The organism is Caldimonas sp. (assembly GCF_046291045.1).
GTDB lineage: Bacteria > Pseudomonadota > Gammaproteobacteria > Burkholderiales > Burkholderiaceae_C > Caldimonas.
Window position 1 is genome coordinate 1 of the sequence record NZ_JBKBSL010000032.1, and the last position, 25,713, is coordinate 25,713.

24 protein-coding genes, 1 tRNA gene and 1 pseudogene are annotated in these 25,713 nt (G+C 68.0%); 7 read left to right on the plus strand and 19 right to left on the minus strand.

Annotated features, from left to right (window positions below; genetic code table 11):
* Positions 1-230 precede the first annotated feature (230 nt).
* From ACK4ZD_RS11815 to argB, 5 genes and pseudogenes are all read right to left on the minus strand, one after another.
* A pseudogene (locus ACK4ZD_RS11815) lies at positions 231-1,100 on the minus strand (ATP-binding protein); the annotation flags it as partial.
* Positions 1,101-1,150: 50 nt separating this feature from the next.
* Positions 1,151-1,807, minus strand: a complete 657-nt coding sequence (gene pdeM / locus ACK4ZD_RS11820; protein ID WP_409662178.1) for a ligase-associated DNA damage response endonuclease PdeM — start codon at positions 1,805-1,807, stop codon at positions 1,151-1,153.
* A gap of 16 nt (positions 1,808-1,823) precedes the next feature.
* Positions 1,824-2,474: a nucleoid occlusion factor SlmA gene (gene slmA, locus ACK4ZD_RS11825; protein WP_409662181.1), complete on the minus strand. Its 651-nt coding sequence runs from the start codon at positions 2,472-2,474 to the stop codon at positions 1,824-1,826.
* Positions 2,474-3,166, minus strand: coding sequence for a pyrimidine 5'-nucleotidase (locus ACK4ZD_RS11830; RefSeq protein WP_409662184.1), 693 nt, complete (start codon positions 3,164-3,166; stop codon positions 2,474-2,476). The genes slmA and ACK4ZD_RS11830 overlap by 1 nt, the downstream gene beginning before the upstream one ends.
* A gap of 13 nt (positions 3,167-3,179) precedes the next feature.
* Positions 3,180-4,100: an acetylglutamate kinase gene (gene argB / locus ACK4ZD_RS11835; protein ID WP_409662186.1), complete on the minus strand. Its 921-nt coding sequence runs from the start codon at positions 4,098-4,100 to the stop codon at positions 3,180-3,182.
* A 316-nt stretch (positions 4,101-4,416) separates the two neighbouring features.
* On the opposite strand from argB, the gene ACK4ZD_RS11840 reads away from it, so the two are divergent.
* Both ACK4ZD_RS11840 and ACK4ZD_RS11845 read left to right on the plus strand, forming a co-directional pair.
* Positions 4,417-4,905 (plus strand): DUF411 domain-containing protein, encoded by a 489-nt coding sequence (locus ACK4ZD_RS11840; RefSeq protein ID WP_409662189.1) that lies wholly within the window; start codon positions 4,417-4,419, stop codon positions 4,903-4,905.
* A 28-nt stretch (positions 4,906-4,933) separates the two neighbouring features.
* Positions 4,934-5,197, plus strand: coding sequence for a copper-binding protein (locus ACK4ZD_RS11845; protein WP_409662192.1), 264 nt, complete (start codon positions 4,934-4,936; stop codon positions 5,195-5,197).
* A gap of 6 nt (positions 5,198-5,203) precedes the next feature.
* Here the strand turns inward: ACK4ZD_RS11845 and bioD are convergent, their stop codons facing one another.
* The 4 genes from bioD to ACK4ZD_RS11865 all read right to left on the minus strand — a co-directional run bounded on the left by bioD (position 5,204) and on the right by ACK4ZD_RS11865 (position 10,691).
* Positions 5,204-5,905, minus strand: coding sequence for a dethiobiotin synthase (gene bioD, locus ACK4ZD_RS11850; RefSeq protein ID WP_409662195.1), 702 nt, complete (start codon positions 5,903-5,905; stop codon positions 5,204-5,206).
* Positions 5,902-7,110, minus strand: a complete 1,209-nt coding sequence (bioF, locus tag ACK4ZD_RS11855; RefSeq protein WP_409662198.1) for an 8-amino-7-oxononanoate synthase — start codon at positions 7,108-7,110, stop codon at positions 5,902-5,904. Before bioF ends, bioD begins: the two co-directional genes overlap by 4 nt.
* The gene (gene bioA, locus ACK4ZD_RS11860) at positions 7,100-8,497 is read right to left on the minus strand and encodes an adenosylmethionine--8-amino-7-oxononanoate transaminase (RefSeq protein WP_409662201.1); all 1,398 of its coding nucleotides are present in this window, start codon (positions 8,495-8,497) and stop codon (positions 7,100-7,102) included. The genes bioF and bioA overlap by 11 nt, the downstream gene beginning before the upstream one ends.
* 196 nt (positions 8,498-8,693) lie before the next feature.
* On the minus strand, positions 8,694-10,691 hold the full coding sequence (locus tag ACK4ZD_RS11865) for an SDR family oxidoreductase (protein ID WP_409662204.1): 1,998 nt from the start codon (positions 10,689-10,691) through the stop codon (positions 8,694-8,696).
* A gap of 171 nt (positions 10,692-10,862) precedes the next feature.
* On the opposite strand from ACK4ZD_RS11865, the gene ACK4ZD_RS11870 reads away from it, so the two are divergent.
* Both ACK4ZD_RS11870 and ACK4ZD_RS11875 read left to right on the plus strand, forming a co-directional pair.
* A complete protein-coding gene (locus ACK4ZD_RS11870) occupies positions 10,863-11,399 on the plus strand; it encodes a phasin family protein (protein WP_409662207.1) in 537 nt (178 codons plus the stop codon).
* Positions 11,400-11,401: 2 nt separating this feature from the next.
* A complete protein-coding gene (locus ACK4ZD_RS11875) occupies positions 11,402-12,616 on the plus strand; it encodes a patatin-like phospholipase family protein (protein ID WP_409662210.1) in 1,215 nt (404 codons plus the stop codon).
* On the opposite strand, the gene argJ is transcribed toward ACK4ZD_RS11875, so the two are convergent.
* From argJ to ACK4ZD_RS11890, 3 genes are all read right to left on the minus strand, one after another.
* On the minus strand, positions 12,604-13,833 hold the full coding sequence (gene argJ, locus ACK4ZD_RS11880) for a bifunctional glutamate N-acetyltransferase/amino-acid acetyltransferase ArgJ (RefSeq protein WP_409662213.1): 1,230 nt from the start codon (positions 13,831-13,833) through the stop codon (positions 12,604-12,606). The genes ACK4ZD_RS11875 and argJ overlap by 13 nt on opposite strands.
* Before the next feature lie 8 nt (positions 13,834-13,841).
* Positions 13,842-16,586 (minus strand): preprotein translocase subunit SecA, encoded by a 2,745-nt coding sequence (gene secA, locus ACK4ZD_RS11885; protein ID WP_409662216.1) that lies wholly within the window; start codon positions 16,584-16,586, stop codon positions 13,842-13,844.
* 210 nt (positions 16,587-16,796) lie between these two features.
* A complete protein-coding gene (locus tag ACK4ZD_RS11890; protein WP_409662219.1) occupies positions 16,797-17,756 on the minus strand; it encodes a M23 family metallopeptidase in 960 nt (319 codons plus the stop codon).
* A 17-nt stretch (positions 17,757-17,773) separates the two neighbouring features.
* Between ACK4ZD_RS11890 and ACK4ZD_RS11895 the strand changes: the two genes are divergently transcribed.
* From ACK4ZD_RS11895 to chrA, 3 genes are all read left to right on the plus strand, one after another.
* The gene (locus ACK4ZD_RS11895; protein ID WP_409662221.1) at positions 17,774-18,079 is read left to right on the plus strand and encodes a DciA family protein; all 306 of its coding nucleotides are present in this window, start codon (positions 17,774-17,776) and stop codon (positions 18,077-18,079) included.
* 268 nt (positions 18,080-18,347) lie between these two features.
* Positions 18,348-19,292, plus strand: coding sequence for a chromate resistance protein ChrB domain-containing protein (locus tag ACK4ZD_RS11900; protein ID WP_409662224.1), 945 nt, complete (start codon positions 18,348-18,350; stop codon positions 19,290-19,292).
* Entirely contained in the window at positions 19,289-20,671 is a 1,383-nt protein-coding gene (gene chrA, locus ACK4ZD_RS11905) for a chromate efflux transporter (RefSeq protein WP_409662227.1), read from the plus strand. Before ACK4ZD_RS11900 ends, chrA begins: the two co-directional genes overlap by 4 nt.
* Before the next feature lie 70 nt (positions 20,672-20,741).
* Here the strand turns inward: chrA and ACK4ZD_RS11910 are convergent, their stop codons facing one another.
* From ACK4ZD_RS11910 to ACK4ZD_RS11940, 7 genes are all read right to left on the minus strand, one after another.
* Positions 20,742-21,437 carry a Bax inhibitor-1 family protein gene (locus ACK4ZD_RS11910; RefSeq protein ID WP_409662230.1) on the minus strand — a complete coding sequence of 232 codons (696 nt, stop codon included), beginning with the start codon at positions 21,435-21,437 and terminating at the stop codon, positions 20,742-20,744.
* Between the two features lie 112 nt (positions 21,438-21,549).
* Positions 21,550-21,906 (minus strand): hypothetical protein, encoded by a 357-nt coding sequence (locus ACK4ZD_RS11915; RefSeq protein ID WP_409662233.1) that lies wholly within the window; start codon positions 21,904-21,906, stop codon positions 21,550-21,552.
* Positions 21,907-21,999: 93 nt separating this feature from the next.
* Positions 22,000-22,075: transfer RNA gene (locus ACK4ZD_RS11920), tRNA-Thr, on the minus strand.
* Positions 22,076-22,116: 41 nt separating this feature from the next.
* The gene (locus tag ACK4ZD_RS11925; RefSeq protein WP_409662235.1) at positions 22,117-22,635 is read right to left on the minus strand and encodes a ClpXP protease specificity-enhancing factor; all 519 of its coding nucleotides are present in this window, start codon (positions 22,633-22,635) and stop codon (positions 22,117-22,119) included.
* 112 nt (positions 22,636-22,747) lie between these two features.
* The gene (locus ACK4ZD_RS11930) at positions 22,748-23,359 is read right to left on the minus strand and encodes a glutathione S-transferase N-terminal domain-containing protein (RefSeq protein ID WP_104303140.1); all 612 of its coding nucleotides are present in this window, start codon (positions 23,357-23,359) and stop codon (positions 22,748-22,750) included.
* A 119-nt stretch (positions 23,360-23,478) separates the two neighbouring features.
* Positions 23,479-24,258 carry a cytochrome c1 gene (locus tag ACK4ZD_RS11935; protein WP_409662238.1) on the minus strand — a complete coding sequence of 260 codons (780 nt, stop codon included), beginning with the start codon at positions 24,256-24,258 and terminating at the stop codon, positions 23,479-23,481.
* A gap of 19 nt (positions 24,259-24,277) precedes the next feature.
* The gene (locus tag ACK4ZD_RS11940; RefSeq protein ID WP_409662241.1) at positions 24,278-25,678 is read right to left on the minus strand and encodes a cytochrome b; all 1,401 of its coding nucleotides are present in this window, start codon (positions 25,676-25,678) and stop codon (positions 24,278-24,280) included.
* Positions 25,679-25,713 lie beyond the last annotated feature (35 nt).

Consider the following 25,713-nt stretch of genomic DNA (forward strand, 5'->3'; position numbering starts at 1 on the left):
TCCACGGCCACGCTTGCAGGCGTGGCCGGCTCCATGCCTTGCGAAGCGTTGCTTCGCATGCCTGCGGCACCGGCATTACGTTCCACGGCCACGCTTGCAGGCGTGGCCGGCTCCATGCCTTGCGAAGCGTTGCTTCGCATGCCTGCGGCACCGGCATTACGTTCCACGGCCACGCTTGCAGGCGTGGCCGGCTCCATGCCTTGCGAAGCGTTGCTTCGCATGCCTGCGGCACCGGCATTACGCCCAGCGTAGTCGCGTGCGAACTGGTAGGCCACGCGGCCCGAGCGCGAGCCGCGCTCCAAGGCCCACACCAGCGATTCCTGGCGCGCTGCCTCGATGGCCGGCTCATCGACGCCGAAGCTGCGCAGCCATTGGGCCACGATGGCCAGGTACTCGTCCTGGCTGAAGGGGTAGAAGCTGATCCACAGGCCGAAGCGCTCGGACAGGGAGATCTTCTCTTCCACCACCTCGCCCGGATGGACCTCGCCATCCTCGGTGTGGGTGTAGGTGAGGTTCTCCTTCATGTACTCGGGCAGCAGGTGGCGGCGGTTGCTGGTCGCATAGATCAGCACGTTCGGCGTGGCCGCAGCCACCGAGCCGTCGAGAATGGACTTGAGCTCCTTGTAGCCCAGCTCACCCTCGTCGAAGCTCAGGTCATCGCAGAACACGATGAAGCGCTCCGGGCGATCGGCCACCAGGTCGATGAGGTCGGGCAGGTCCACGAGGTCGGCTTTATCGACTTCGATGAGCCGCAGGCCGCGGTCGGCGAACTCGTTCAGGCAGGCTTTGACCAGCGAGGACTTGCCAGTGCCGCGCGCGCCGGTGAGCAGCACGTTGTTGGCCTCCCGGCCCGCGACGAACTGCGCGGTGTTGCGCAGCAAGCGCTCCTTCTGGGTATCGACCTCGCGCAGGTCCGACAGGCGGATGGTCGACACGTGGCGCACCGGCTCGAGCCGGCTGACCGGGCCGCGCCGGCGGTAACGGAATGCGCTGGAGGCCGACCAGTCGGGTTCGGCCAGCGCTTCCTGGGGAAGCACCTTCTCCAGCCGGGCCAGCAGGGCGTCGGCGCGCAGCAACAGGGCATCGAGAGCAGCAGACATGGGCAAGTACGGCAAGCAACAGGTCGTCCAAGCGCAGTGTAGCGGTGGCCTCAACCGCAGGCCGGCACGGACACGACCGTGTCATCGGCCACGGCATACACCCGATCGCCTGCCGCCGGTGCGATCGGATGCATGCCGGTGAAGGGGCCATAGGCCGGCAGCACCCCCACCTGCGCGCCAAACCAGAAGCAAGGCAGCCTCAGGCGGTCGTGCGCCCGGCCCAGCAGGCTCACGCAGGGATGCCAATGTCCCGCGAGCACATAGCCCTGCGGCTGCGGCACCGGGTGGTGACACAGGGCCCAAGGCCCCAGGGGCCAGGGTTCGTCCACGCAGCACACGCGCAGCTCGGCAGGGGGGTCGCCCGCCCGGTCGTCGTGGTTGCCGCGCACCAGCACGAGGTCCAGTTCGGGATGCTGCTGCCGCCAGCACGACAGGGCCTGCAAGGTGGCGGGGTTGTGGGCCTGAGCGGCATGCAGGAAATCGCCCAGGAAGACCAGGCGGCGAGGCCTCAGGCGCTCGATCAGGACGCTCAGGCCCTGCAGGGCCGCACTGCTGCTGCCGCGCGGCACCGGCACCCCCTGACGGCGAAAGCTCGCCGCCTTGCCCAGGTGCACATCGGCCACCAGCAGGCTGGCGTGTGCGGGCAGCCACAGGGCCTTGTCAGGCAGCAAGACGGCCTGCTCGCCGGCCAAGGTGATGCTCAGCATGGCCGAGCCGCAACGCTCAGGCCGACAGCAGACGCAGGCTGGCGTCGAGGAACTCGGTGGGCGTGCGCTTGAAGCCCGAGCGGGCGTAGCGGTGCAGCCGCCCCACGACGAAGCCCGTCAACACCGAGGCCTGGGCCTGGGCATCGACCGAGGGCGTGATCGAGCCATTGGCCTCGGCCGCCTGGCGCAGGCTCTGGCGCAACTGGGCCTCGATGCGGTCGAAGAACTGGTTCATGCGCACCAGCAGGCGCTCGTTCTCGAACACCAGGGCATCGCCCACCATCACGCGCGTCATGCCCGGGTTCTTCTCGGCGAACTGCAGCACCACGGCGACGATCTTGTGCGCCTGAGCCTGCCCGGCGCCCTCGCGCTCGGTGATCTGGTTGATCAGCGTGAAGACGCTGTGCTCGATGAACTCGATCAGGCCCTCGAACATCTGGGCCTTGCTGGCGAAATGGCGGTACAAGGCCGCCTCGCTCACCGCCAGCCGCGCCGCCAGGGCCGCAGTGGTGATGCGCTCGGCCCCGGGCTGTTCGAGCATCGTGGCCAGGGTCTGAAGGATCTGCACCCGGCGCTCGCCGGGCTTGGGCCGCTTGCGTGACGCCGCTTCGCCAGCGGCCTCGGCGGCGGGAGACGTCGGCTCGGCAGGGACGGAGGGCTCGGCCATCACGGTGCACGCAAAAAATGTAACTTTTGTAGCGAGCGGATTCTCGCACACACGTACGCGGGCTTGCGGTGCAGGTAAACACCAACTTCCGGGCCGTGTGCATTGTGTCGCAGATATCGCTGCATCCACACCGTGCGCATGCCCAGGGCGTGCGCGGCCTTCTGATGGGCCAGGGTGTCTTCGACCAGGACGCAGCGGCTGGGCGGCACCTTCAGCCGGGCCGCCACATGGCGCAGCATGCGTGCGTCAGGCTTGGGCCGCCATCGGCCGAACATGCGCATGGCTTCGATGGGGATGATCCCGTCGAAGACCGTCTCCAGGCCCAGCGCCCCCAGCACCCGCCGGGCGTAGCCCCGCGGGGCATTGGTCAGCACGTATTTGCGCCCGCCCAGGCGCTTGAGCGCCGCCCTGTCGTGGGCATGCGAGAAAAGGCGCGCCTCCAGACCGGGCAGCGCGTGCGTGTGCTCCAGGAAGTGGGCCGGGCGGATGCCATGGTGATGGACCAGGCCCAGCAGCGTGGCCCCGTAGCGCCGCCAGTAGTCGCGTCGCAGGGCATCGGCCTGCTCGTGCGACAGCTTCAACTCGCGGGCGATGTAGCCGGTCATCGAGCCATCGATGTGCCGGAACACCGCCCGGGAGGCATCGTGCAGCGTGTTGTCCAGGTCGAACAGCCAGACGCTGCGGCGCTTCATGCGCTCGGGCGGGTCAGTGCGAACGGATCATCGTGCCGAAGGCCTGTTCGGTGAGGACCTCCAGCAGCATCGCATGCGGCACGCGGCCGTCGATGATGTGCACGGCGTTCACGCCGCTCTTGGCCGCGTCCAGCGCGGAGGCGATCTTGGGCAGCATCCCGCCCGAGATGGTGCCGTCGGCGAACAGCTCGTCGATCTCGCGTGCGGTCAGGTCGGTCAGCAAGTTGCCGTTTTTGTCCAGCACGCCCGGGGTGTTGGTCAGCAGCATCAGCTTCTCGGCCTTGAGCACCTCGGCCAGCTTGCCGGCCACCACGTCGGCGTTGATGTTGTAGTTCTCGTTGTGCTCGCCGAAACCCAGGGGCGAGATGACCGGGATGAACTGGTCGTCCTGCAGAGCCTTCACCACGCTCGGGTCGATCGCAACGATGTCACCCACCTGGCCCACATCGTGTTCCTTGGTCGGATCGGTCTTGTCCTTCATGCGCAGCTTGCGCGCGCGGATCAGCCCCCCGTCGCGCCCCGTCAGGCCCACGGCCTTGCCGCCGGCGGCGTTGATCAGGCCGACGATGTCCTGTTGCACCTGGCCGGCCAGCACCCATTCGACCACTTCCATGGTCTCTTCGTCCGTCACGCGCATGCCCTGGATGAAGGTGCCCTTCTTGCCGATCTTGGCCAGGGCCTCGTCGATCTGCGGGCCGCCGCCGTGCACCACCACCGGGTTCATGCCCACGAGCTTGAGCAGCACCACGTCCTCGGCGAAGTCCTGCTGCAGCGCCGGGTCGGTCATGGCATTGCCGCCGTACTTGATGACGATGGTCTTGCCATGGAACTTGCGGATGTAGGGCAAGGCCTGGGCCAGGATCTCGGCCTGGTCGCGCGGGGCGATGTGTTGCAGGTCGTGGGGGGCCACTGGGGCCGCAGCAGGGGTGTTCATGCGGGGGAGACTCCGGGACGCTTCGGGAACGGACGGTGAGGGGCCGCCGGACAACGCCCTGGATTCTAGGGCGGCTGGTGCGGCGCAGCACCTCGCGGCTGCACACACCGCCCCTTGTTCCCGGTCAAGGGACGGGAGATGCGAACGCAGGCATCATGGAGCGTGCAGACCGGCGCCGCTTTCGTTCGATGTGCGAACGGCACAGGGAACCGGGGCGCGCCACCCAAGCTCCAAGCTCGCACCGCCCCGACGGCACGGGCGAGCGCCCCCGGAGACCGGGCCTGGTCTGATGCATTTTTGGAGAGAGGTCCATCTCATGTCTGTGTCGATGTCACGCCGCCGGTGGCTGACCTGGGCGAGTGCCCTGGCCGGCACCGCCGCCATCCCGGGCCTGGTCAGTGCCGCGCGGCAGCCGCTGGTCGAGGTCTGGAAGTCCGAGAGCTGCGGTTGCTGCGGCGCCTGGGTCGAGCACCTGCAGGCCCATGGCTTCCAGGTCAAGGTGAACAACGTGCGCGGCCCTGCCGAATACCGCGAGAAGCTGGGCATGCCCGATGAGTTCGGCTCTTGTCACACCGCCGTCGTGCAAGGCTATGTGCTCGAGGGCCATGTGCCGGCACGCGAGATCCGCCGACTGCTGGCCGAGCGCCCCGCCGCGATCGGGCTGGCCGTGCCGGGTATGCCCGTCGGCTCGCCCGGCATGGAGGTGGGCGACCGCCGCGACGCCTATGACGTGATCCTCGTGGGCCGCGACCGCAAGGGCCGCGTCTACCAGCACTACACTACCCTCTCCGGCTCACGCACCTGATGAAAGGCCCCCGATGCTGAAACGATGGATGACCGCGCTCGCCCTGGTGACAGCGAGCACCTTGGCCCTGGGCCAGGCTGCCGAGGGCGAGGTCCGCAAGATCGACAAGGCCGCCGGCAAGATCACGATCAAGCACGGCGAGATCAAGAGCCTGGACATGCCGCCGATGACCATGGTCTTCCGCGCCGATCCACCCAGCTTGCTCGACAAGGTACAGGTCGGCGACAAGGTGAGCTTCCAGGCCGCCAAAGTGGGCGGCACCTACACCGTCACCGCGATCGACAAACGCTGAGACGACTCACAACGGCCCCAGGACCGACAGGTCCAGATGGGAGGCCACTGCGGCGGCATCGGGCGCGTCCAGCGGCGGAACCACCCCCAGGCAGGGCGCCTCGAAGTGACGGGCCAGGCGTGCGCGCAGCGTCTCGACGTTCGCGTCGCGCCAGGGCATGCGGGGGTCCACCGCATTGCCCACCCAGCCGGCCAGCCGCAGGCCGCGTGCACGCACGGCCTCGGCGGTGAGCAGCGCATGGTTGAGGCAGCCCAGGCGCAGTCCCACCACCAGGATCACCGGCAGGCCCAGGTGCACGGCCAGTTCGGCCGTGTCGTGCTGCTCATCCAAGGGCACGAGGAAGCCGCCCACGCCTTCGACGACCAGCCGGTCCACGCGGCCGGCCAGGCGCTGCGCGCCGGCCAGCAGCGCCTCCATCGGGATCGTCACGCCAGCTTCGCGCGCCGCCAGGTGCGGGGCGCAGGCCGCATCGAGCAGGCAGGCGCAGACCTCCTCGGCGGCCAGCGGCACGTTGGCGGCAAGGCGCAAGCGTTCGATGTCGTCGTTCACGCGCCGGCCGTTGCGCCATTCGGTGCCTGCGGCCACCGGCTTGTAGCCGGCCACACGCAGGCCGCGGCGGCCCAACGCCTGCAGCAAGCCAGCGCTGACGGTGGTTTTGCCGATCTCGGTGTCGGTGCCGGTGACGAACCAGCCGCGAAGAGGATTCATGCGACATCTCCTGTGGCGGCAGCGCGTAGCGCATCGACCAGGCGGTCCACGTCCTCGGCCGTATGGGCGGCGCTGAGCGCCACGCGCAACCGGGCGGTGCCCTCCGGCACCGTGGGGGGGCGGATCGCCGGCACCCACAGGCCGCGGGCTTCCAGCGCGGCCGACACGCGCAGCGCCGCCTCGCTGTCGCCGACGATCAGCGGCTGGATGCCGGTGGACGAGGGTGCGAGCCGCCAGGGGGCGGGCAGGCCGTGCGCGAGCCCGCCGCGCCACTGTGCGATGCGCTCGCGCAAGGCAGCGCGTCGTCGCTCGCCTTCATCGCCGAACACCAGGGCGAGGCTGGCTGCGGCCGCATGCGCCACCGCGGCAGGCGAGGCGGTCGTGTAGATGTAGCTGCGCGCGCTTTGCACCAGCCACTCGATCACGGTGCGGTGCGCCGCCACGAAGGCCCCGGCCACGCCAGCGGCCTTGCCCAGCGTGCCGACGTAGACGATGCGCCGGCTGCACAGGCCGAAGTGGTCCAGGCTGCCACGCCCGGCCGGCCCCAGCACGCCAAAGCCGTGGGCGTCGTCCACGATCAGCCAGGCGTCATGGCGCTCGGCCACGGCCAGCAGCGCGTCCAGCGGAGCGAGGTCGCCGTCCATGCTGAAGACCGCATCGGTGACGATCAGCCGCAACGGCGTGGTGCAGCGTGCCAGCAAGCCCTCCAGTGCCGCCACGTCGTTGTGCGGGTACTTCACCACCGTCGCGCGCGCCAGGCGCGCCCCGTCGATCAGCGAGGCATGGTTGAGTGTCTCGCACAACAGCGTGGCCTGCGCCTGCCCCAGCGCCGTCAGCACCGCGAGGTTGGCCATGTAGCCGGTGCAGAAGGACAGCACCCCCAACTCGGGCAGATGGGGCGACAGGATCTCGGCCAGTCGGGTCTCCAGCCGCTCATGGGCCAGCGTGTGGCCGTTGATCAGGTGCGAGGCGCCGCTGCCGGCGCCGAATCGGGCCGCGCCCTCGGCCAGGGCCTCGCGCAGCGCCGGATGGGCGGCCAATCCCAGGTAGTCGTTGCTGCAGAAGGTCAGCAGCTCGCGCGCCGGGGCACCTTCGGCGGCCAGCACCTGGCGGGGCTGGCAGGGCGTGTGCGCGGTGCGGCGTCGGCGTCGAAGGGCCTGTGCGTCACGCTCGGCCAGTTGCGCGCGCAGATGCTCAAGCAGCATGGGCGGCTCCAGGCACCACGGCGTCCAGGGTCCGGCGCACGCGCTGTGCGAGCCAGTCGGCCAGCGTCTCGTCGAGCACATAAGGCGGCATCAGGTACACGCTGCGGCCGATCGGACGGATCAGCAACTCCTGCGCCAGACCCGCCCGGTGGAAGCGCTCGGCAAAGTCGGCACCGGCCACCTCGGCCTTCACGTCGAAGGCATGGATGGTGCCGCATTGCCGCAGATGCTCGATGCGCGGATCCTCGGCCAGCGGGGCCAGCCCCGCAGCCAGGCGGGCCGCGGCCAGGCGGTTGCGCTCGAGCACCGGCTCCTGGTCGAAGCGGTCGAGCACGGCCAGCGCCGCACGACACGCCAGCGGGTTGCCCGTGTAGGAATGCGAATGCAGGAAGGCCCGCTCGCTGCGTTCGTCCAGGAAGGACGCGTAGATCGGCTCGCGCACCATCACCAGCGACAGCGGCAGGTAGCCGCCGCTGATGCCCTTGGACAGGCACAGCAGATCCGGCCACACAGGTGCCTGGCCCGGGCCGGCGGCCTGCTCGAAGGCCAAAAAGCTGCCGGTGCGCCCGCAGCCCACCGCGATCTCGTCGGCGATCAGGTGCACATCGTAGCGGTCGCACAACGCACGCAGGCCGCGCAGGTAGCTGGCGTCGTGCATGGCCATGCCAGCCGCCCCTTGCACGAGCGGCTCGACGATGACCGCCGCCAGGTGCTCGTGACGGGACTCCATCAGCGCCTGCATCTGCGCGAGCGCACGCTGCGCCACCTCAGCCGCCGTCTCGCCGGGCCGGGCCTGACGGGCATCGGGCGACATCACCTGGTGGGTGGGCAGCAGCAGCGGGTCATAGGCATCTCGGAACACCTTCACGTCGGTGACGGCCAGCGCCCCCAGGGTCTCGCCGTGGTAGCCGCCGCGCAGGCAGGCGAACTCGCGTTTGGCCGGGCGGCCGCGGTTGCGCCAGCTATGGAAGCTCATCTTCAGCGCGATCTCCACCGCGCTGGCCCCGTCGCTGGCGAAGAAGGCATGCCCCAGCGCGCCGCCGGTGCGTGCCGACAGACGCTCGGCCAGCATCACCGCGGGCTCGTGCGTGCAGCCGGCCAGCATCACGTGGGGCAGGCGGTCGAGCTGGTCCTTCACGGCCGCGCCGAGGCGTGCGTCGGCATGGCCGAAGAGATTCACCCACCACGAACTGATCGCATCGAAATAGCGCCGTCCGTCGTGGTCGAACAGCCACGGCCCCTGACCGCGCACCAAAGGCAAGGGAGGTGCCGCGGCCAAGCGCTGCAGTTGCGTGCAGGGGTGCCAGACCTGGGCGAGGCTGCGCTGCGCCCAGTGCGCGCGGGCGCCGGACGCCAGGGCGGCCGGGCAGGAGATGTCGTTCGTCATCGGGCCGTCGTGCGAAACAAGGCTCCGGATGGTACGCAAGCGGTGCGCCGGCGATCAACTCCTCCGCCAGGCAGAAGAACGGCACGGAATGCGCACCGTTGGCTTCAATTGTCGACAAGTTTCCGGCAAACGCAGCGCTTCCGGCCGCAACCGTCGCGAACCGGCGGGCGCCCCCGTTACATCTTCGGTGGCCGGATCAGAAATGGATGCCGCGCATCATCTGCTGCAGCGCGATCGCCTCGGCCGAGAGCTGGGGCTTGCCGGTCTTGTCGCCCTTGGCGGCCTCGCTGTCGGGGAACATGCGGAAGCTGGTGTTCATGATGATCTGCGCCACGCGCGGCACCAGGGCATGCAGCACCTGACCCAGGATGCCCAGACGGGTGGCGATGCGCACCGGCTTGTCGACCACGGCCTGGGCGATCATCTCAGCGGCCTCTTCGGGCGAGAGTGTGGGCACGTTGTTGTAGATCTTCGTCGGCGCGATCATCGGCGTGCGCACCAACGGCATGTTGATCGTCGTGAAGCTCACACCCACGTCGGCGAACTCGCTGGCCGCGCAGCGCGTCCAGGCGTCCAGCGCCGCCTTGCTGGCCACATAGGCCGAGAAGCGCGGCGCATTGGTCAACACGCCGATCGAGCTGATGTTGACCACGTGACCCTTCTTTTTGGCCACCATGCCCGGCAGCAGGCCCATGGTCACGCGCAGACAGCCGAAGTAGTTGAGCTGCATGGTGCGCTCGAAGTCGTGGAAGCGGTCGTAGCTGTTCTCGATGGCGCGGCGGATCGAGCGGCCCGCGTTGTTGATCAGCACGTCCACACCGCCGAACTCGCCGTTGAGCCAGGCCAGCAAGGCGGCACAGCTCGCCTCGTCGGCGATGTCGGCCGAGTAGGCGTGCACCTGCGCCTGCGCCCCGGCGAATTCCAGAATCTCTTTTCTGGCCTGCGCCAGCTTGGCCTCGTCTCGGGCGCAGATCACCGTGATCGCGCCGGCCTCGGCGAACTTCTTGGCTGCGGCCAGGCCGATGCCAGAGGAGCCGCCCGTCACCAGCACCACCTTGCCAGCCACTGCCCCCTTCAGCGAGCGGTCGATGAAGAGATCGGGGTCGAGATGGCGTTCCCAGTAGTCCCACAGGCGCCAGGCGTAGTCGTGCAGCTTGGGGCAGGCAATGCCGCTGCCCTTGAGTGCGGCCAGCGTCTCTCGGCAGTCGAAACGCGTGGGGTAGTTGACGAAGGTCAGGATGTCCTCGGGCAGGCCCAGATCCTTCATCACGGCGTTGCGCACGCGACGCACCGGGGCCAGCGCCATCAGGCTCTTCTTGACCCCCTTCGGAATGAAGCCCAGCAGCGCGGCGTTGACGAAGACGTTCATCTTCGGCGCATGCGCGGCCTGGCTGAAGATGTCCAGCACGTCGCCCACGCGGTAGCCCGTGGGATCGACGAGGTGGTAGCACTTGCCCGACGGTGCCTCCTTGAGATGGCTGATGTGATCGATTGCATCGACCACGAAGTCCACCGGCACGATATTCACTCGCCCACCTTCGAGGCCCACCATCGGCATCCACGGCGGCAGCACCTGGCGCAGGCGCTGGATGAGTTTGAAGAAATAATAGGGCCCGTCGATCTTGTCCATCTCGCCGGTGCGCGAGTCACCCACCACCATCGCCGGCCGGTACACCGTCCAGGGCACCTTGCATTCCTTGCGCACGAGCTTCTCGCTCTCGTGCTTGGTGTAGAAGTAGGGATGGTCGAGGTTCTCGGCCTCCTCGAACATGTCTTCGCGGAACACACCCTCGTACAGCCCCGCCGCCGCGATCGACGACACATGATGGAAGTGCGCCGCCTCGATGGCCTTGGCGAATTCCACCGTGTGGCGCGTGCCGTCGACGTTCACCGCCACCTGGGTGTCGGACGCGGCGGCCAGGTCGTAGACGGCCGCCAGGTGGTAGAAGTGGTCGATCTGGCCTTTCAGGGCCTTCACGTCCTCGGCCCCCACACCGAGCCTGCGCTGGGTGAGGTCGCCGTGCACGGGGATCGCGCGTGCCTTGCTCACGCCCCAGTACGCCAGCAGCTCCGGCACCTTGGCCTGGCTTTCCTTGCGCAGCAGGAAATACACGACCGCTCCGCGGCGCTCGAGCAACTTCTTGACGAGACGTTTGCCGATGAAGCCGGTCGCACCGGTGACGAAATACCGCATGGCAGCCCTCCTGGAGACGAATGGCCCCGATTCTTGACGAGCATCGCCGCACCTGCGCTGCGCACTTTCCCCAGGATCGCCATAGAGGCGCCTCACTAGAGAATTAGGCTGTCGCGCCTAGGGCGCCCCCCTATAGTGACCCTGTCTCCACGCAACCTGGAAGGAACCCCCATGGTCAAGAAACTGCAGAAGATGGCCGAGAAGAAGGCCTCTTCCCCCGCTGGCCTGTTCGATTCCCAGCTCGCGGCCACCGTGCGCGAATCGGCCCAGCAGATTTGGCTGGCCGGCCTGGGCGCGTTCTCCAAGGCCCAGGCCGAAGGCGGCAAGGTCTTCGAGGCGCTGGTGAAGGAAGGGGTGTCCCTGCAGCGCAAGACCCAAGCCGTGGCCGAGGACAAGATCGGCGAGGTGACCGGCAAGATGAGCGCGATGGCGGGCGAGATCACCGGCCGCGCCGGCCAGCACTGGGACAAACTCGAGACCATCTTCGAAGAGCGCGTCTCGCGCGCGCTGAACAAACTGGGCGTGCCCAGCCACAAGGACGTCGATGCCCTGATCGCACGCATCGATGCCCTCAGCCAGGCGGTGGACAAGCTCTCCAAGGCCTCGGCCAAGCCGGCCGACGGTGCCGCCAAGGCCCCCCGCAAGACGGCAGCGGCGGCCAAGAAGGCTGCCGCCAAGCGCACCCCGGCCCGCAAGGCTGCCACCTGAGGATGACCAGCCGCACCGCCCGAGCACGCATCGGCCTGGCCCTGGCCGGCGGCGGCCCGCTGGGTGCGATCTACGAGATCGGCGCCCTGTGCGCGCTGGACGAGGCGCTGCAAGGCCTGTCGCTCACGCAATGCGAGGGCTATGTGGGCGTCTCGGCCGGCGGCTTCATCGCCGCAGGCCTGGCCAACGGCTACACGCCACGCGAGCTGTGCCGCGCCTTCATCGAGAACCTGGGGCCGGCGCGCGAGGTCTTCGAGCCCTCGCTGCTGGTGCGTCCGGCCGTGGGCGAGTTCGCGCGGCGCGCCGCCACCCTGCCGGGCCTGCTGGGATCGGCCGCCTGGCACTACGCCTTCGGGCGGCGCTCGCTGATGGGGGCCATCGAGCGCCTGGGGCGCGCGCTGCCCACGGGCCTGTTCTCGAACGAGCAAATCCACACCCGGCTGGCCGAACTCTTCTCCGGGCCAGGCCGCAGCAATGATTTCCGCACCCTGGGCCGCCGGCTCGTGCTGGTGGCCACCGACCTCGACAGCGGATCGGCTGCCCCCTTCGGCCAACCGGGCTGGGATCATGTCCCGATCTCGCGGGCCGTGCAGGCCAGTGCCGCCCTGCCCGGGCTCTTTCCGCCGGTGGAAATCGACGGCCGCCACTACGTGGACGGGGCACTGAAGAAGACGGTGCATGCCTCGGTGCTGCTGGAGCAAGGCCTGGATCTGATGATCTGCCTGAATCCGCTGGTGCCCTTCGAGGCACGCGAAGGCGATGACCGTGGCCCGCATCGCATCCCTCGCATCGCCGATGGCGGCCTGCCGGTGGTGCTGTCGCAAACCTTCCGCTCGATGATCCACTCCCGGCTGGAACTCGGGCTGCGCAGCTACGAGCGGGCCTATCCGCACACCGACATCGTGCTCTTCGAGCCCGAAGCGCACGACGCCGAAATGTTCCTGGCCAACACCTTCAGCTATGCCCAGCGCCGCCGCCTGGCCGAGCATGCGTACCAAAGCACCCGCCAGGCGCTGCGCACGCGCAGCGACGATCTGGCGCCACGCCTGGCCCGTCACGGGATCACGCTGGACACTGCTGCACTGGCCGACACCTCACGCACGCTGCTGGACGTGAAGTCGGCCAGCCGCCGCGAGCGCAGCGCTCGGGCGATGGCCTCGCTGCAGCTCACGCTCGACCGCCTGGAGCGTCACCTGGGGTCGGCTCAGCTTCGATAGTCGGCGTTGATGCTGACGTAGTCGTGCGAGAAATCGCAGGTCCACACCGTGGCATGGGCCTGGCCCCGGCCCAGCAAGACCCTCACGGTGATCTCGGCGCGCTTCATCACGCGCTGGCCGTCCTCTTCCCGGTACTGCGGATGACGGCCACCCCGGTGGGCCACATGCACATCGTCAAGGTAGAGGTCGATCGTCGTCTGGTCGAGATCCTCGATGCCTGCATAGCCCACCGCGGCCAGGATGCGACCGAGATTGGGATCGCTGGCATAGAAGGCCGTCTTCACGAGAGGTGAGTGAGCGATGGCATAGGCCACCTTGCGGCACTCGTCCTTCGTGGCTCCGCCTTCCACACGCACCGTGATGAACTTGGTGGCCCCCTCGCCGTCGCGCACGATGGCCTGGGCCAGTTGCTGCGCCACGCCGATCACGGCCTCGCGCAGCACCGCCCCCTCGGCCGAGTCGAGCTGGGTGATCGGTGCATGACCGGCCTGGCGGGTGGCCACCACCACGAAAGCATCGTTGGTGGAGGTGTCGCCGTCGATGGTGATGCGGTTGAAGGACTGGTCGGCTGCCTCTCGCACCAAGGCGGGCAGCAAGGCCGGATCGATGACCGCATCCGTGGCCACGAAGCCCAGCATCGTGGCCATGTTGGGCCGGATCATGCCCGCGCCTTTGCTGATGCCGGTGATCGTGACCGTCCGGCCGCCGATGCTCACCTGGCGCGAGACGGCCTTGGGCACCGTGTCGGTCGTCATGATGGCCTGCGCCGCATCCGCCCAGTTGTCGGCCTTCAGATCGGCCAGGGCCAGGGGCAGGCCCGCCACGATGCGATCCACCGGCAGCGGCTCCATGATCACGCCGGTGGAAAACGGTAGCACCTGCGTGGGGGTCACGCCGAGATGGCCCGCCAGGGCCTCACAGGTGGCGCGCGAGCGGGCGAGACCTTCCTCGCCCGTGCCCGCATTGGCGTTACCGGTGTTGATCACCAGCGCCCGGATGCCCTGCCCGGCGGCCAGATGCTCACGGGCCACCTGCACCGGCGCTGCACAGAAGCGGTTGCGCGTGAAGACCCCGGCCACCGCCGCGCCCTCGTCGAGCACGAAGACGCACAGATCCTTGCGCTGGGCCTTGCGCACGCCGGCCATCGCGATGCCGATGCGTACGCCGGGCACCGGATGCAGAGTCCGGGGATCGGGGGCTTGGAGATTCACGGGCATGGCAGACCTCAGTTCAACTTGCCGTGGCAGTGCTTGTACTTCTTGCCGCTGCCACAGGGGCAGGGGTCGTTGCGGCCCACCTTGGGCACCTGGACAGTGGCGGTGCGCGGGTCGGTCTCGCTGGCCACCGTGCCATCCTCGTTGGGGTGGGTGTAGGTCACATTGCTGATGTGCTCGGCTTTGTCCCCGATGGCCTCGGCCGCCTGGGCAACCTGCTCCTGCGTCTGAATGCGCACCGTCAGCAAGATGCGCGTGACCTCCATCCTCACCACATCGAGCAGTTGGGCGAAAAGCTCGAAGGCTTCACGCTTGTACTCCTGCTTGGGATTCTTTTGCGCATAGCCGCGAAGGTGGATGCCTTGCCGCAGATAGTCCAGCGCCGCCAGGTGCTCGCGCCAATGGGTGTCGAGGGACTGCAACAGCACCATGCGCTCGAACTGCGCAAACTGCTCCTTGCCCACGCGCTCCACCTTGGCCTGGTAGGCGGCATGGCCGGCCTGCACCACACGCTCGACGATGTCCTCGTCGGACACCGCCTCGCTGGACTCGACCCATTGGCGCAGGTCGACCTCGAGCTGCCACTCGTCGCGCAGCGTACTCTCCAGCCCCGCCAGATCCCATTGTTCCTCGACGCTTTCGGCCGGGACGTAAGTGCGCACCACGTCGGTCAGCGCACCCTCGCGCAGGTGGGCGATCTGGGCGCTGATGTCGGTGGCGTCCAGGATGTCGTTGCGCTGCTGGTAGATGACCTTGCGCTGGTCGTTGGCAACGTCGTCGTACTCCAGCAGTTGCTTGCGGATGTCGAAGTTGCGCGCCTCGACCTTGCGCTGCGCGCTTTCGATGGAGCGTGTGACGATGCCCGCCTCGATGGCCTCGCCGTCGGGCATCTTCAGGCGGTCCATGATGGCCTTGACGCGGTCGCCCGCGAAGATGCGCATCAGCGGATCTTCCAGCGACAGGTAAAAGCGCGAGGAGCCGGGGTCGCCCTGACGGCCCGAGCGGCCGCGCAGCTGGTTGTCGATACGGCGCGACTCGTGGCGTTCGGTGGCGATGATGCGCAGCCCCCCCAGGGCCTTGACCTGCTCGTGCAGGCCCTGCCACTCGGCGCGCAGCTTGTCGATGCGCTGCCGCTTCTCGGTGTCGCTCAGCGACTCGTCGGCCTCGATGAGCTGCACCTGCTTGTCCACGTTGCCGCCCAGCACGATGTCGGTGCCGCGGCCGGCCATGTTCGTGGCGATCGTGATCATGCCGGGGCGCCCAGCCTGGGCGATGATCTCGGCCTCCTTGGCATGCTGCTTGGCGTTGAGCACCTGATGCGGCAGCCGGGCCTTGGTGAGCAGGTCCGAGAGCAGCTCAGAGTTCTCGATCGAGGTCGTGCCCACCAGCACCGGCTGGCCGCGCTCATGGCATTCGCGGATGTCGGCGATCACCGCCTCGTAGCGCTCGCGGCTGGTCTTGTAGACACGGTCGAGCTCGTCCTTGCGCTGCGTCGGCTTGTTCGGCGGGATGACCACCGTCTCCAAGCCGTAGATCTCCTGGAACTCGTAGGCCTCGGTATCGGCCGTGCCTGTCATGCCGGCCAGCTTGCCGTACATGCGGAAATAGTTCTGGAAGGTGATCGATGCCAGGGTCTGGTTCTCGGCCTGAATGGCCACGCCCTCCTTCGCCTCCACCGCCTGGTGCAGGCCATCGGACCAGCGCCGCCCGGCCATCAAGCGGCCGGTGAATTCGTCAACGATGATCACCTCGCCGTTTTGCACCACATAGTGCTGGTCGCGGTGGAAGAGGTGGTGGGCACGCAGTGCGGCATAGAGGTGATGCACCAGGGTGATGTGTGCCGGGTCGTACAGGCTCGCCCCCTCGGCCAGCAGCCCGGCCTGGGTCAGCACGCGCTCGGCGTTCTCGTGGCCCTGCTCGGTCAGGAAGACCTGGCGGCTCTTCTCGTCGATCGTGAAGTCGCCCGGTTCGATCACACCTTCGCCAGTGCGCGGATCAGCCTCGCCGATCTGGCGCTTGAGCAGCGGCACGACCTGATTGATGCGCATGTACAGCTCGGTGTGGTCCTCCGCCTGGCCGCTGATGATCAGCGGAGTTCGCGCCTCGTCGATCAAGATGGAGTCCACCTCGTCGACGATCGCGTAGTGCAAGCCGCGCTGCACCCGGTCGGCCGTCTCGTAGACCATGTTGTCGCGCAGGTAGTCGAAACCGAACTCGTTGTTGGTGCCGTAGGTCACGTCGGCCCCGTAGGCCGCCTGCTTGTCCTCACGCGACATCTGGGGCAGGTTCACCCCCACCGTCAGGCCGAGGAAGCCATAGAGCCGACCCATCCACTCGGCATCACGGCGGGCCAGGTAATCGTTCACGGTGACCACGTGGACGCCCCTGCCGGCCAGCGCGTTCAGGTAGACGGGCAGCGTGGCCGTCAGTGTCTTGCCCTCGCCCGTGCGCATCTCGGCGATCTTGCCGTCGTGCAGCGCCATGCCGCCGATCAGTTGCACGTCGAAGTGACGCATCCTGAGCACGCGCTTGCTCGCCTCGCGCACCACGGCAAAGGCTTCAGGCAGCAGGTCGTCAAGTGTGGCGCCCTGGGCCAGGCGTTGACGGAACTCGCCGGTCTTGGCCTGTAGCGCCGCATCGTCCAGGGCCTCGAACTGCGGCTCCAGGGCATTGATGCGCTCCACCACGCGCCGGTACTGCTTGAGGAGCCGGTCGTTGCGACTGCCGAAAATCTGGGTGAGAAGCTTGGGCAACATGCGTGATGGGGTCGTCAGAAGCGGTGGACGGACCTCGGGGACCGGGCCGTCGGAAACACATCAGGAAGGGGAATGCACCGGTTCGATGCGTCGCTCGGCACGGGCCCGACAGCCTGTGCCGGCCCCGAGGCTCCAAAGCGATCGAGTTTAGCACCGGGCCTTCAGGCCAGGAGCGCAGTGGCCCAGTCGTGGGCGACCAAGCGCCGGGGCTCAGGGCGCAGCCGGGCGGGCTGCAGACACCTCGGCCGGGCTGCGTCGCGGGCCCTGGCCGGCGAGGAAGCGGGCCGGGTTCTGAGGCACGCCCGAGACGAGCACCTCGAAATGCAGGTGCGGTCCGGTGGAGCGGCCGGTGGAGCCGACCTCGGCGATCACCTGGCCGCGCTTGACCAGGTCCCCCTGACGGACCAGCAGCTTCGACGCATGGGCATAGCGGGTGACCAGCTCGTTGCCGTGGTCGATGTCGACCATCTGGCCGTAGGCCGGATGGTATTCAGCCGCGATCACCACCCCCCCGGCCGCCGCCTGGATGGGCGTGCCCACGGGAGCCGGAAAATCCAGCCCCGTGTGCAGGGCCTGACGGCCGGTGAAAGGGTCCTCCCGAAAGCCGAAGCCGGAGCTGGTGGGCGCCGCCACCGGGCGCGTGTTCGGGATCATCAGAGCCTGCATGCGCTGCTCGAAGAGCTGGGATTCGATCAGCGTGAAGAGGTCCGCGTGGAGGGCGGCAGCATGATCGAGCTCGTCCACCAGGCGCTGGAGCTGCTCGAAGGAGGGCTGCACGGTGGGCACGTAGGGGCCGCCCTTGGGGCCATCGGGCACCGCCGCCTTGATCTGGTCGGGCTTGAGCCCGACCATGTCGGACACGCGCTCGCCCACGGCCTCGAGTTGCACCAGACGGGCCTGCATCTCGCCCACCCTGCGGGCCATGGCGTCGAGGTTCTCCCGCAGGAAGCGGTCACGCTGGGCGAACTCGTCCTTGACCACCAAGCGCACGATCTGGCTGACCACCGGCCACCCTTCGCGTGCCGCCTTGAGGAAGATGAAGTGGTAGACCAGCCCCGACAGCAGCATCAGCAGACCCAGGCCGCCCCCCAGCACCGCGGCCAATTGCCAGCGGTTGAGCGTCAGCACGCGCGTGCGCGCGAACCGGCTGTGGGTGATCATGATCTGCATCGGTACACTCCCACCCCATGAATGCCCGCGCGGACCGCACGCTGCCCATCCAAGAGGCCATGAACCGCCACACCGTGCTGGAGCGGCTTCAACAACTCATGCGCGAATCGCAGTCGCGCCTCGACGGCATCCGCCCCCTCCTGCCCCCGGCGCTCGCGGCCCATGTCAAGGCCGGGCCCGTCGATGACGCGGGGTGGACGCTGCTGGCCCCCAACGCAGCGGCTGCGGCCAAACTGCGCCAGCTTCAGCCCCGCCTCGAAGCGGCCTTGCGCCAGCAGGGTTGGCAGGTTAGCGCAATCAGGGTGAAGGTTCAATCGAACTGACCCCGGGAACGGAAACCGTCGGTAACCCACCGTGCAGGTGTCACGGAACATCCGCACGGACACCCGGACCTGCGCAGACGCACCGTCCTCGGTGGTCCTCCGCCCCGCCCCTGCGCCCTCCCTGCATCGGCAGTCCCGCAGGCCGGCGCCCCGGGCCCGCCCGGCCGCGCCCGGGGCAGCCCCCCTGTCACCCCCCGGCCCGCTGGTCGGGCGTCCGGCAGGAAGTGGAATTGTTATTTCTTGATTTGATATATATATTACAAGCACCATGTGGGCCCTGCTCCTCGTCACCCTTCCCACCCAGCCCAATGCCGTGCGGCTGCGGGTGTGGCGTGCGCTGAAGGCCCTGGGCTGCGTGGCCCTGCGCGACGGGGCCTATGTGCTGCCGGCCGAGCGGGCCGCCGCCTTCGACCCGCTGGCGGCCGAGGTGCGCGGGCACGGCGGCACGGCCAATGTGCTCGAACTGTCGCCGCGCGATGCGGCGCAGCGCGACGAGATCCTGGCACTGTTCGACCGCAGCGAGGCCTATGTCGCCTGGCGCGACACGGCCCAGGCCCTTCAGGCTGAGCTCGACACCCTGGCCGAGGCCGAGGCCCGGCGGCGCCTGCGCGCCGTGGCCGAAGCGCTGGCGGCCCTGCGGGCCATCGACTACTACCCCGGTGCCGCCGCCGCCCAGGCCGATGCCGACCTGCAGGCCCTGCGCGCCGCCGTCGATGCCCGTCATTCGCGTGGCGAACCGAGGGCGCAGCCGGCGCATGGCATCGAGCGGCTGGACGCGCGGCGTTTCCAGGGCAAGCGCTGGGCCACGCGCAAGCGGCCCTGGGTCGATCGCCTGGCCTGTGCCTGGCTGATCCGGCGCTTCATCGACCCGCAAGCCGATTTCCTCTGGCTCGACGACCCGGCCGGCGCCACCCCGCCGCCGCGTGGCGCCCTGGGTTTCGACTACGACGGCGCGCGCTTCACCCACGTGGGCGCGCGGGTCAGCTTCGAGGTGCTGGCGGCCAGCTTCGGGCTGGACGCCGACCCGCCCCTGCAGCGCATCGCCGCGGCCGTGCACTACCTCGACGTGGGCGGCATCCCGGCCCCCGAAGCCGCCGGCCTCGAGGCGGTGCTGGCCGGCCTGCGCCAGGTGCATGCCGACGACGACCGCCTGGCCGCGGCCGCGGCCCAGGTGTTCGATGCCCTTTACGCCGCTCCCGAGACCTCCCGATGAACGCATCTTCCGCCCCTGAGGCCCCCGTGCCGTCCCCCGACAAAACCACCGCCGCGTCACCGGTGAGCTTCGGCGAGGCCTTGCGCTTCTGGCTCAAGCTCGGCTTCATCAGCTTCGGCGGCCCGGCCGGGCAGATCGCGATCATGCACAGCGAGCTGGTCGAGCGGCGCCGCTGGATCAGCGAGAAGCGCTTCCTTCACGCGCTGAACTACTGCATGCTGCTGCCCGGCCCCGAGGCCCAGCAGCTGGCCACCTACATCGGCTGGCTGATGCACCGCACCTGGGGCGGCATCGTGGCGGGGGCGCTCTTCGTGCTGCCTTCGCTCTTCATCCTCATCGCGCTGAGCTGGGTCTACCTGCGCTTTGGCGATGTGCCGGTGGTGGCGGGCCTCTTCTACGGCATCAAGCCGGCGGTGACGGCGCTGGTGCTGCATGCTGCCCACCGTATCGGCACGCGCGCCTTGAAGAACGGGTGGATGTGGGGCATCGCGGCCGCGGCCTTCGTGGCCATCTTTGCAGGGGGCGTGCCCTTCCCGGCCATCGTGATCGCGGCAGCCCTGGTGGGCTGGTTCGGCGCGCGCCGCTGGCCGGCAGTCTTTGCGCTGGGCGGCGGCCATGGTACGGCCCAGGCGGGCTACGGCCCGGCGCTGATCGACGACCACACCCCGCCGCCGGCGCACGCGCGCTTCTCGCGGGCTCACCTGGCCAAGGTGCTGGCCGCGGGCCTGGGGCTGTGGGGGGCCGCGATGGCCGGGCTCATCGCCTGGCAGGGCTGGGACAGCACGCTCGCGCAGATGGGCTGGTTCTTCACCAAGGCCGCGCTCGTGACCTTCGGCGGCGCCTATGCGGTGCTGCCCTATGTGTACCAGGGGGCCGTCGAGCACCACCAGTGGCTGAGCGGCCCGCAGATGATCGACGGCCTGGCCCTGGGCGAAACCACACCCGGCCCGCTGATCATGGTGGTGGCCTTCGTCGGCTTCGTGGGCGGCTGGCTGCACCAGGTGCTGGGCGCCGAGTCGCTCTTCCTGGGCGGGGCGCTCGCCGCCACGGTGGTGACCTTCTTCACCTTCCTGCCGTCCTTCGTGTTCATCCTGGCCGGCGGGCCGGCGGTGGAGGCCACGCACGGCAAGCTGGGCTTCACGGCGCCGCTGTCGGCCATCACCGCGGCGGTGGTAGGCGTGATCCTGAACCTGGCGCTCTTCTTTGCCTACCACGTGCTGTGGCCGCAGGGTTTCAGCGGGCGTTTCGACGCGGTCTCGGCCCTGATCGCCACGGGCGCAGCCCTGGCGCTGTTCCGCTTCAAGGTGGGGGTGATACCGTTGCTGGGCGGCTGCGCTTTGGTGGGCCTGGCCGCCAGGTGGATGCCCGGCTTCGTGTGAAGCCAGACAGGGGGAGCCACCGTCACCCCCGAGAGGTGGGCGGCGGCTCGACGCCGCCGCATGCAAGGCCTTATTCCTCGCGACCGCCGAAGAGGCCCAGCAGGGCCAGCAGCGACTGGAAGACGTTGTACAGGCTCAGATAGACACCCAGCGTGGCCGTGATGTAGTTGGTCTCCAGGCCGTCTTGCACCCGCTTGAGGTCATGCAGGATGAAAGCCGAGAAGATGCCGATCGCGAGCACCGACAGGGTGATCATCAGGGCGCTGGACTGGATGAACACGTTGGCGATGCCGGCCACCAGCAGCATGATGACGCCGACGAACAGGAACTTGCCCATCGAGCTCAGGTCGCGCTTGATGACCGATGACAGGGCCGCCATGCCGAAGAAGATCGCGCCGGTACCGGCAAAGGCCGTCATGATCAGGCTCGCCCCATTGGCCAAGCCGAGCACCACGCCCACCAGACGCGACAGCATCACGCCCATGAAGAAGGTGAAGGCCAGCAGTACGGGCACGCCCGCGGCCGAGTTCTTGGTGCGCTCGATCACAAACATGAAGCCAAAGGCGCCGGCCAGGAACACCACCAGGCCCACCATGGGTGACATGGCCCGGGTGATGCCAGTGGCCAGTCCCAGCCAGGCGCCCAGCACGGTGGGCACCATCGACAGGGCCAGCAACCAGTAGGTGTTGCGCAGGACGCGGTTGCGCTCCTGGACGGAAGGGACCGATGCGCCCAGGGCGGACGGGAGGACCGTGTTTTCGTTCATGGAAAGGGCTCCGAAAGGGTGTGAGGGTGAAAGCTTCGAGGCGGCCGCACCTGGGCGGCCACGTGGGGGCGGGAGTCCAGGGTAGCGTGGCCCGGGCCGGAATCGGTCCGAGTCAGGCCGCCCGTCCACTACGGGTGGGCGGCCGCAGCAGTCCGTCGAGCACGGGCGATGCCAAGAGACGGGCCCCCATGCGACGGATCCAGGCATGGGAGGCCGGCGGGTGGCTCAGGTACGGGCCAGCGGCCCCGGCCGCATGAAACTCGACGGCCGGGTCGATGGGCGCCGCTCCCGCCGACGGATCCTCCGACAGTCCGGTGTCGCCACCCGACAGGCTCGCTGGGTCAGCGGGCGGCTCGCCCATCGCGTCATGGACGGCCGTGGCGGCGGCAGCAGCCGGACCGGGCAGCGCCACTTGGACTGCCACTGCCAGGATCATGAGCACCACCAACGACCACAGCCGAGTCATCATCGTCCGGATTCTATGCTCAGACCTCACCGATCGAGCGCCCCCCGCCTGCACGCCGAGGTCGCCGAAGCGGCCGCGGCCGCAGGGCCAGAGGAGTGGTGCCGGCTATCCGACTCGAACGGATGACCTACCGCTTACAAGGCGGTTGCTCTACCAACTGAGCTAAGCCGGCAGCCTGGCCTGCGGCAAGATGCACGCAGGATTGTAAAGGGCTCACTTCACCCGCTTGAGCGCGGGGCGGCCGCCGGTGGGCGGCGAGGGTTCGGGCGGCTCCTGGTCCGACGGGCCACTCGTGGGGCGACCCGGGGCGAGTTTGAGTGGGCCGCCAGCCGGGCGCGCCGCTGCCTCCTGCGGACCATCGGCCGGTGCAGCAGGCGCGCCGGCAGCGGCTGCCGGCACAGGGAAAGCCATGCCTTGCCCATTCTCGCGGGCATAGATGGCGATCACGTGGTCCACCGGCAGCACGATGTCGCGCGCCACGCCGCCAAAGCGGGCACGGAACTCGATGGTCTCGTTGCCGAGCTTGAGCCCGCTGGTGGCATCGAAGCTGACGTTGAGCACGATCTCGCGGTTTTTCACGTACTCGTGCGGCACTTGCACCGAGTCGTCCACGTACACGGCCAAGTAGGGCGTGAAGCCGTTGTCGGTGCACCAGTCGTGCAGCGCACGGATCAGGTAGGGGCGTGTGGACGCCACTTCGGTCGTGCCTTCGGGGCCCTTCGGATCACTCATCGTTTTCAGTGCTCCATGATGCGGTAGTCAGCGCACAGTGCCGGTGGACACGGTGGATCCGGCCGCGCCGGGCCGCCGGTGTCGCCCCCGAAGGCGCGCCGGGGTAGCCCCGCTACTTGCGCATGACCTTCTCGGACGGGGTCAGCGCCTCGATGTAGGCCGGGCGGGAGAAGATGCGCTCGGCGTACTTGAGCAGCGGCATGGCGTTCTTGGACAGGTCGATGCCGTAGTAGTCCAGGCGCCACAGCAGGGGCGCGATGGCCACGTCCAGCATCGAGAAGTCCTCACCCAGCATGTACTTGTTCTTCAGGAAGATGGGCGCCAACTGGGTCAGCCGGTCGCGGATCTGGGCGCGCGCGCGCTCGAGTTGCTTGTCAGTGGGCTTGATGCCACGCGACTCGAGCACGTTGACGTGCGCGAACAGTTCCTTTTCGAAGTTGAGCAGGAACAGCCGCACGCGAGCCCGCGCCACGGGGTCGCCCGGCATGAGCTGCGGGTGCGGGAAGCGCTCGTCGATGTATTCGTTGATGATGTTGGACTCGTACAGGATGAGGTCACGCTCCACCAAGATGGGCACCTCGTTGTACGGGTTCATCAGCGCGATGTCCTCGGGCTTGGCGAAGAGGTCGACATCGCGGATCTCGAAGTCCATGCCCTTTTCGAACAGCACGAAGCGGCAGCGGTGGGAGTAGGGACAGGTGGTTCCGGAGTAAAGCACCATCATGGTGGTGAGCTCCTCGTGAGGCGAGAGATCCTAAAAACGAAAGGAGTGGGACGCATCGGCGGGCCCACTCCGGCTTGGGGTGACGCACCGCTGTTTCAGCGGCCCGCGTCACGCCCGTCTCATTTCACGTCTTTCCAGTAAGCGGCGTTCAGACGCCAGGCGATGAAAGTGAAGCCTGCCAGGAAGATCAGCACCCAGACTCCCAAGCGCACACGCTGATTCTGGGCCGGCTCACCCATCCACTGCAGAAAGGCCACCAGGTCGGCCACGGCCGAGTTGAACTCGGTCTCGCTCATCTTGCCCGGCGTGATCTGCTCGAACCCGGCAAACACCTCGATGGTCTTGCTCGGGTCGTGGGGATCGGGCTGCTGGGTGTAGCGCGCCACGCGCTGACCCTGCAGTTCCCACATCACGTGGGGCATGCCCACGCTCGGGAAGGCCAGGTTGTTCCAGCCCGTGGCCTTGGTGTCGTCGCGGTAGTAGGTGCGCAAGTAAGTGTAGAGGTAGTCGGCCCCACTGCCCTTACCGGCCGCCGAGCGCGAACGAGCAATGACGGTGAGGTCCGGCGGGTTGGCACCAAACCATTCCTTGGCCATCTTGGGGTCGATGGCCACCTTCATGGTCTCACCCACCTTGTCGGTGGTGAACATCAGGTTGTTCTTGATCTGCTCCTCGGTCAGACCGATGTCACGCAGTCGGTTGTAGCGCATGAACGCCGCGGAGTGGCAATTCAGGCAGTAGTTGACGAAGAGCTTGGCGCCATGTTGCAGCGCAGCCAGGTCGGTGACCCGCTCCTTGGGGAACTTGTCCCAGGCAATGCCATCGGCCGCCGCATGGGCCGTGGACAGACCGACACTCAGCGCCAGCGCGGCCAGCAGTGTTTGGATCATTTTTTTCATGGGGCGAACTCCGGCGGGCTCAGTGGGCGGCAAAGGTCACACGCTCGGGCACCGGCTTGAACTCGCCCAGTCGCGACCACCAGGGCATGAGCAGGAAGAACCCGAAGTAGAACAGCGTGCCGATCTGGGAGATCAACTCACCCGTCGGCGAGGGAGGCTGGATGCCCAGGTAGCCCAGCACCACGAACACGAGCACGAACGCGCCGTAGACGTACTTGTGCCAGTCGGGACGGTAGCGGATGGACTTGACCGGACTGCGATCGAGCCACGGCAGGAAGAACATGATCAGGACGGCACCGCCCATCACTACCACGCCCCAGAACTTGGCATCGAAAGCCTTGAGCAGGCCGGCGGCCACCAAAGCACCGACGATGACGGCCAGCTTGCCCTTGGCACCGAAACCGCCACGCAGCACCGCCAGGATCGCGCCCAGCGCGATGAGCACGACCAGCACGTTGACCATCAGATCGGTGGTGGCGCGCAGCATCGAGTAATACGGCGTGAAGTACCACACCGGGGCAATGTGTGCCGGGGTCTTCAGCGGGTCAGCCGGGATGAAGTTGTTGTACTCCAGGAAGTAGCCGCCGAACTCCGGCGCGAAGAACACCACCGCCGAGAAGGCCATCAGGAAAACGCTCAGCGCATAGATGTCGTGCACCGTGTAGTACGGGTGGAAGGGAATGCCATCGAGCGGACGGCCCTGAGCATCCTTCTTGGCCTTGATCTCCACGCCGTCGGGGTTGTTCGAGCCCACCTCGTGCAGCGCAATGATGTGCGCCACCACCAGGCCCAACAGCACCAGCGGGATGGCGATCACATGAAAGCTGAAGAAGCGGTTCAGCGTGGCATCGGAGACGACATAGTCGCCGCGAATCAGCAGAGCCAGATCCGGACCAATGAAGGGCACGGCGGCGAACAGGTTCACGATCACCTGGGCGCCCCAGTAGGACATCTGGCCCCACGGCAGCAGGTAGCCGAAGAAGGCTTCGGCCATCAGGCACAGGAAGATCGCGCAGCCGAAGATCCACACCAGCTCGCGCGGCTTGCGGTAGGAGCCGTAGAGCAGCCCGCGGAACATGTGCAGGTAGACGACGATGAAGAAGGCCGAGGCCCCGGTGGAATGCATGTAGCGGATCAGCCAGCCCCAGGGCACGTCGCGCATGATGTACTCGACCGAGGCGAAGGCGAGGTTCGCGTCGGGCTTGTAGTGCATCACGAGGAAGATGCCGGTGACGATCTGGATCACCAGAACCACCAGCGCCAGCGAGCCGAAGACATACCAGAAGTTGAAGTTCTTGGGCGCGTAGTACTCGCCCATGTGCTCGTTGTAGAGCTTGGTGAGCGGGAAGCGGTTGTCGATCCAGGTCAGCAGCTTCTGGCCTGCGGTGGCGTCGGCGGGAGCTTCTTTGTATTCAGCCATGGGGTGTCACCTTGTGCTTGTACGTCCGTCGGGGG